The following is a 7251-nucleotide window of genomic DNA, read 5'->3' as shown; positions in this document are numbered from 1 at the left end:
CGCGCTGGTCGGCGGTGTCGTTGATTGATGTGCACCTCAATGAGGTGCGCCCCGAAGCGCCGTGGCTGCAGTTTCCAGACACCGGTACGAAAATCGACCTCGCGGAGCTGGGCAGTTGGGATGTGGAAGTGGCCATTTGGGTCACCTCCCAGGAGACTAGCGCCTATTCCCACGTGACGCTGATCTGGGCCGGTTTGGACAGTGAAGGCAATTCGATCCCTTATACGCACACCGAAGAACTCAGTAGAGCAGGCCTTTATACCTTTGAGGTTCCCAACGCGCTGGTGAGCGCGATTGCCGAAGGCAGCGCGAGTGTGCATGCCCTGTATCAGAATGGCTCGGTGCAACAGCCTTCCGAAAAACTCTATCTGGACGTCGTGGGGCAAGTCGTCAGGTGGCCGGCGCCGACGATAGATGAGGACCAGGGTGGCCATATCGAGCCGGATGTCAACGCGACCGTACGCTTCCCCCTTCAAGGGAGCTGGCCGAAGGACGGTTATATCGAAGTCATCTTCCGGGTCAGCAGCGCCGATAACACCATCGAACATCGCATCGGCCGCGAGGTCGACGATATTCCGCCCACGGCCGGTGGGGATTTGTTGTTTACGATATACCCCGACGAACTGCAGCGTTTCGACGGCCACCTGACCGACGTGTTTTATGCCCACACCCGGCCCGACGGCCGCCCGCAGGAGTCCCTGCGGTTGCAGATCGTGGTGGGTCAGATCAAGCGTACGATGCCCAAGCCGATTGTCGACAAGGCGGTCAGCGGCCAGTTGAATCCGGATGATGTAGACGCCTATGCCACCGTGTTTGCACCGTTTGGCGAAACACTGCGCGGCGACTGGATCCGCATGTACTGGCTTGGCCGGGGCGCCCGCACCGAAGTGCCAGTGCAAGTGGCCGTGAATGGCGCCACCACCACCCACGACATCGAAAAATACTACGTGGAGAACAACCTGGATGAGTCGGTGACGGTGTTCTACACGTTGACACGTAGTGATGAGGCGATGCCGCGGTATTCTGAGATCACCGAGGTGCTGATCAGCCGTGGCGTGGGCGAACTGCCGTCGCCGACCTTGCTTGAAGCGCAAACCACCGGCCTCGACACCGCCGACCTGGAACCCCTTAAGGTGCAACAGGGCACCCAATTGGTGGTGAGCTACGTGGGCATGCGCAACGGCGACTCGATCAAAGCCAGCATGGTAGGCGCCGGCAATGGCGGTTCGCCGGATATCCCGGCCAAGCCAGGCAATGAGACCTTGCAGAAAGTGGTGTTCGATATTTCCAGGGCGGCGATTGCAGCGAATATTCGTGACCACGCCACCACGGTGAAATACCAATACGTGGTAGCCCGTGCGGGTGTCTCGGTCACGTCGGCAACCTTGACGGTGACCGTGAGGCCGATACCGCAATCGGAGCTGGCCAAGACGGTCATCAGGCTCAACGAGGCCAATAGCGCGACAAAGGTGCTGGACCTGGATAGCTTCGTCGGCAACGCGATGGCGCATGTCGGCACCTGGCCGTTTATCACCGCCCCTTATCCGGTCTCGTTGAAGTTTTTTGGTAGAACAGCCGCTAATGTTGCTCATGACCTGACGCTGTTCAGTTTCAACAGCTCGTATGTCAATCCGAACTGGGTTGCCCAAGGCCGCTATGAATATCGCCTGTTGCGCACTTACCTCGATGGGTTGGGCCATGGCAAAAAATTGAGGATGGAATTCAAAGCCGCCGTCAGTCTTAGCAAGGTTGAAGCCGAGGCGATCAGTTTTCCAGTGGTGGAGTACACCGTCAATACACTGCCGGCAGAATTCCCTGTTCCCAAGTTGATCCAGGCAAGTGGCACTGGCACCTCGGTAACGCTCGCGCCGTTGGATGCGCAAAACGGCGCCACGGTGTCGGTGGAGTACACACCGATGTACACCACAGACAGCATCAAGGTGACGATGGTGGGGACAGCCGGAGCGGGTTCTCCGGTGATCCCGGCCAAGAATGGGGTAGCGGCGGGCAAAGTCACGTTCGATATTACCAAGGCCGCGATTGCCGCCAACGTCGGTAATGCCGACAAAACGTTCACGCTTAAGTACGACGTAACCCGTAGCGGCAAGGTGGTTGCGTCCAAGGTGTTGACGGTGACGGTGACGCCGATACCCCAGGCTGAGTTGGCCAAAACGGTGCTCAAGATCAATCAGGCTAACGAGGCGACTCAAGTACTGAACTTGACTACGTTTACCGGCGATGCCACAGGGCAAATTGGTGTCTGGCCGTTTATCACTGCGCCTAACCCCGTCTGGTTGAGGCTGCTGGGGAAAACGAACAAGGGCGTTGATCATTCGCTGACGGTGTACAACGGGGCGGGCAGTGCAGCTGTCAATCCGACCTGGATCGCTAACGGAAAAATCGAACCAGGGATTGCTCGTAGTTATTTGAATGGATTGGGTGATGGCACCAAGCTGCAGATGGAGCTCAAGGCAGCGGTCAGCACAAGCAAGGATGAAACCCTGGCCATCAGCTTTCCGATAGTGGAGTACAAAGTCATCAACAAACCTCTCCCAATTGAGATCGAATTTACTAAGTTTGATGATAAAACGCTTAACGGTTGGCGTGCTGTCAACGCCGGGATTTATGGATTTAGTGCTCAAGCTGGAGGTTATTATCTGTGGCTAGTTAACTCCGGGGTCTCGGATGAATTTGGACTGGAGAAGATTTATACGGGCAACCAGTTTTCTGCTGGCCAGAAATACGAGTGTAGTTCTGATCTTGCTTATGATCAGCCCGCTAATTTTTATGGGGTTGCGTTAATTTTCTCTGGCAACAATCAAATTGCAATGGAATATATCCAAGCTAATAATTATTGGAAAAAGCTTGTGGTTGAGTTTGTGCCGCCAGAGAGCTCTAATGTTTACCCTTTACGGGTTTTGATTCTAAGCAAAACGCTGTCCGGTATGAAATTTTTTGTTGATAATATTAGAATTCGCAGGGTTTAATTTGACTTGTCTTGAAGTTGCGTGACGTGGGCTTAGGGTGCGGGCTTTTTATATATAAAGCTGCCTGGAATGGCACTTACTTAACAGCTAACCGGCTGATCTAATTGCAAAAAAATGAAAAAAAGCCGCCCTTGGTCTACGGTGATAGTTGCGAACACACACCACTAGAACAAGGACAGCCCGCGTGAATCGTAGACGTCAAATCGTCAGGCATCAACAGCAACGCATTCAGCAGCACGCTAAAAACAGCAATGCCCATGCGTTCTTTAAGCTGCTAGCCGATCCGGCGCTGCTACAGCGTGTCGAGTCAGTGATGCCCAAGCATCGTCAACGGTTGTTCCCGCCGACTGAAACGCTGTCGATGTTTCTGGCTCAAGCCATGAATGCCGACCGTTCTTGTCAGAAGGCCGTGAATGATTTTTCGATCAAACGTTGCTGCGATGGGCTAAGCCCCAGCAGCATGTACACCGGCGCTTATTGCAAAGCACGGGCGCGGTTACCGGTAGAGATGGTTTCAACATTGTTGCGCTCCACGGGATCAACGATGAGTAACAACGCGTCACCATCCTGGCGCTGGATGGGGCGTCCGGTGCGCCTCGTAGATGGCACCACGGTGACCCTACCAGACACTGCGGCCAACCAAGCTGCCTATCCGCAATCGCGTGGTCAGAAAGCAGGACTGGGTTTCCCCATCTGCCGTTTGGTAGGAATCATTTGCCTGGCCAGCGGTGCTGTTTTAGATGCCTCGCTGGGACGTTTTCGAGGCAAAGGTGGCGATGAGCAGACGCTGCTCAGGACAATGCTCGACACTCTGAATCAAGGCGACATTGTGTTGGGCGATGCCTACTACGCAACGTACTTTTTGCTGTGCGAACTGCAACGTCGTGGGATCGACGGCGTGTTCGAACAATATGGCGCTAGGCGACGCAGTACCGACTTTCGGCTCGGGCAATCGCTGGGGCCGGAAGATCATTTGGTTGAGCTGACAAAACCTAGGAGTCGACCTTCCTGGATGAGCCAACCTTATTACGACGATGCGCCTGAAACACTGACAGTACGTGAACTGAAAACCGGCGGAAAAATCCTGGTGACCACCTTGAACTGCCCGCAGCAAGTACCCAAAGCTGGGCTCAAATCACTGTACAAAGACCGTTGGCATGTTGAGCTGGATCTACTCAATATCAAGACAACGCTGGGGCTTGAAACGTTGAGCTGCAAGACGCCTGGCATGGCTGTAAAAGAGTTGTGGGTGTATCTGCTGGCGCATAATTTGATTCGGATGATCATGGCCAAATCAGCGCTATTAGCTGATTGCTTGCCACGCGAGCTTAGCTTTAAACATAGCCTTCAATTATTCCTTGCGATGCAGCAGTACAGCTCCGACGAACAGGACGATAGGGTGCAGGATTTACTCAAACTGATCGCCAGAAAACGTGTCGGAAACCGGCCGGGACGGATTGAACCTCGCGCCATAAAACGAAGGCCCAAGCCTTACCCGATGCTGATGCAGACGCGCTCGGCGGCAAGGGGCGAGGTCAGGAGAAATGGACACCCGAAGAAGGTTAAGTAAGTGCCATTCAAAGCTGCCTGCATTTCAAATCCCAAGACAGGTTTCAGATCACTTCCAAATACGAACTCTGCACCGCCCCCGCCAACTCCCGCACGCCCTCAATAAACTCCGTCAACCGCCTATGCAACCCATCCTCCAGAATCTCATCAATCCCCGTATACCTCAGCCGCGCTTCAAATTCCGCCGCCAAGCGCTGCGCCGTGCGCCCATAACTACCCGGCAGATCCGCGAGAATATGGCTCAACTCCTCGATACACGCATGCAGCGAGCGCGGCACGTCACTGCGCAACAGCAGCAGTTCCGACACCGAGCGGGCGTTCAGGGCATTGGGGTACAGCTCGGTATACGCCTCGAATGACGACAACGCGCGGAGCAGGGCGCTCCACTGGTAATAGCCGCGGGCCGACAGGTCGCTGACTTCTTCGGACTCTTCGCCGAACATCTCGTAGCGTGCATCCAGCAGGCGCAGGGTGTTGTCGGCGCGCTCGACAAAGGTGCCGAGGCGGATGAAGCGATAGGCGTCATTGCGCATGATGGTGCCCGAGGTCGCGCCGCGAAACAGGTGCGAACGTTGTTTGACCCAGTCACAGAAGTGGCTGATGCCATGTCGCGCCAGGCCGCCGGCGGCAATGCTGCGCATTTCCAGCCAGGTGGCATTGAGGTTTTCCCACATGTCGGCGGTGATGCGTCCGCGCACGGCGTGGGCATTGCCCCGGGCGGCGCGCAGGCAGTTGTAGATGCTGGCCGGGTTTTCTTCGTCGAGGGCGAAGAAGTGCAGCATGCGCTCGGCATCCAGGGTGTGGTGGCGTTCGAGGTAACTGTCCAGGGTGCCGCTGCTGAGCAACGACATGGCCAGTTCATCCAGGCCATCGCTGCGCCCGGCCTGGGGCATCAAGGACAGGGAATAACTGACTTCCAGCATGCGTGCCAGGTTCTCGGCGCGCTCCAGGTAGCGGGACATCCAATACAGATCTGCAGCGGTTCTACTCAACATAGTCAGCCCTCCACCACCCAGGTGTCCTTGGTTCCGCCGCCTTGCGACGAGTTCACGACCAGCGAGCCTTCCTTCAGCGCCACGCGGGTCAAGCCGCCGGGCACCAGGCGGGTTTCCTTGCCCGAGAGTACGAATGGGCGCAGGTCGATATGCCGGGGCGCAATGCCGTTTTCGACGAAGGTCGGGCAGGTGGACAGGCTCAGGGTGGGTTGGGCGATATAGGCATGGGGACGGGCCTTGATGCGCTGGCGGAAGTCTTCGATCTCGGCGGCCGTCGACGCCGGGCCCACCAGCATGCCGTAGCCGCCGGAGCCCTGGGTTTCCTTGACCACCAACTGCTCGAGGTTGGCCAGCACATGAGACAGTTCATCGGGCTTGCGGCATTGGAAGGTCGGCACGTTCTGCAGGATCGGTTCCTCGTCCAGGTAGAAGCGGATCATCGCCGGTACATAGGGATAGATCGACTTGTCGTCAGCCACCCCGGTGCCGATGGCGTTGGCCAGTACCACATTGCCGGCGCAGTAAGCCGCCACCAACCCCGGCACGCCGAGCATCGACTCGGGGTTGAACGCCTGGGGGTCGAGGAAGGCGTCGTCGATGCGCCGGTAGATCACGTCCACGGGCTTGGGGCCGTCGGTGGTGCGCATGAACACCTTGAGATCGTGCACGAACAGATCGGCACCTTCCACCAGCTCCACGCCCATTTCCCGGGCAAGGAACGCGTGTTCGAAGAAGGCGCTGTTGAAGCGCCCAGGCGTCAACACCACCACATTCGGGTTATCGAGGCGGCTGGCGCTCTTGAGGGTCTTGAGCAACAGGTTGGGGTAGTGGTCCACGGGTGCAATGCGCTGCTTGGCGAAGACTTCCGGGAACAGCCGCATCATCATCTTGCGGTCTTCGAGCATGTAGCTCACGCCGCTGGGGGTGCGCAGGTTGTCTTCCAGCACGTAGTAGGTACCGTCGCCGTCGCGCACCAGGTCGACACCGGAGATGTGCGAGTAAATGTCGCGGTGCAGATCCAGGCCGACCATCGCCTTCTGATAGCCCTCGTTGCCCAGCACCTGTTCTGCCGGAATGATCCCAGCCTTGATGATGCGCTGGTCGTGGTAGATGTCGGCGAGAAACATGTTCAGTGCATTGACCCGCTGGATGCAGCCACGCTCGATCAGGCTCCATTCACGGGCGGGGATGCTGCGGGGAATGATGTCGAAGGGAATCAGGCGTTCGGTGTCTTGTTCGTCGCCATACAGGGTGAAGGTGATCCCGGCGCGATGGAACAGCAAGTCCGCTTCACGGCGACGCTGGGCCAGCAGTTCTGGCGGCGTATTGGCCAGCCAGCGAGAGAAGTCCTGATAGTGCGCACGGCATACGCCGTTTGCGTCATTCATTTCATCAAAGAAAGATCGAGCCATTCCAGTACCTTGTCAGTGCCCAGTGTGGCTTTGGGTGGCACTGCCGCTTAAAAAAACGCATGTTTTTATGAGCCCGTGGCTGAAGGTGCCAACAGGCCTGGTCCTTACTTTCTTATGGGGGCGGCTCTGGGTCGGGGGGTAACGTATGCTCCTGTTTTCCGGGTGGTGAATGGATAAAGCAATGCCTGTGCCGGAATGCGAACTAGGCATCAATAACCTGTGGCGAGCGAGCTTGCTCGCGCTGGAGTGCGCAGCGCTCCCGCTTTTATTGGGGCCGCTGCGCAGCCC

The 7251-nt window shown here is 57.0% G+C and carries 4 protein-coding genes; 2 read left to right on the top strand and 2 right to left on the bottom strand.

The window, feature by feature from the left end:
- Together GIW79_RS29035 and GIW79_RS29030 are read left to right on the top strand one after the other, a co-directional pair.
- Window positions 1-2987 (top strand): hypothetical protein (locus GIW79_RS29035; protein ID WP_236477467.1); only part of this gene is annotated, 2987 nt, incomplete at its 5' end.
- 184 nt (window positions 2988-3171) lie between these two features.
- A complete protein-coding gene (locus GIW79_RS29030) occupies window positions 3172-4557 on the top strand; it encodes an IS4 family transposase (RefSeq protein WP_236456518.1) in 1386 nt (461 codons plus the stop codon).
- Window positions 4558-4600: 43 nt separating this feature from the next.
- On the opposite strand, the gene GIW79_RS29025 is transcribed toward GIW79_RS29030, so the two are convergent.
- Both GIW79_RS29025 and GIW79_RS29020 read right to left on the bottom strand, forming a co-directional pair.
- Window positions 4601-5551 (bottom strand): alpha-E domain-containing protein, encoded by a 951-nt coding sequence (locus GIW79_RS29025; protein WP_054899057.1) that lies wholly within the window; start codon window positions 5549-5551, stop codon window positions 4601-4603.
- 2 nt (window positions 5552-5553) lie between these two features.
- A complete protein-coding gene (locus tag GIW79_RS29020; protein WP_181125485.1) occupies window positions 5554-6963 on the bottom strand; it encodes a circularly permuted type 2 ATP-grasp protein in 1410 nt (469 codons plus the stop codon).
- Between the last annotated feature and the right edge of the window lie 288 nt (window positions 6964-7251).

This window comes from Pseudomonas sp. PA-7-1E (genome assembly GCF_021605325.1).
Taxonomy (GTDB): Bacteria; Pseudomonadota; Gammaproteobacteria; order Pseudomonadales; family Pseudomonadaceae; genus Aquipseudomonas; species Aquipseudomonas fluorescens_BV.
This window is presented reverse-complemented; position numbering and strand designations above follow the sequence as displayed.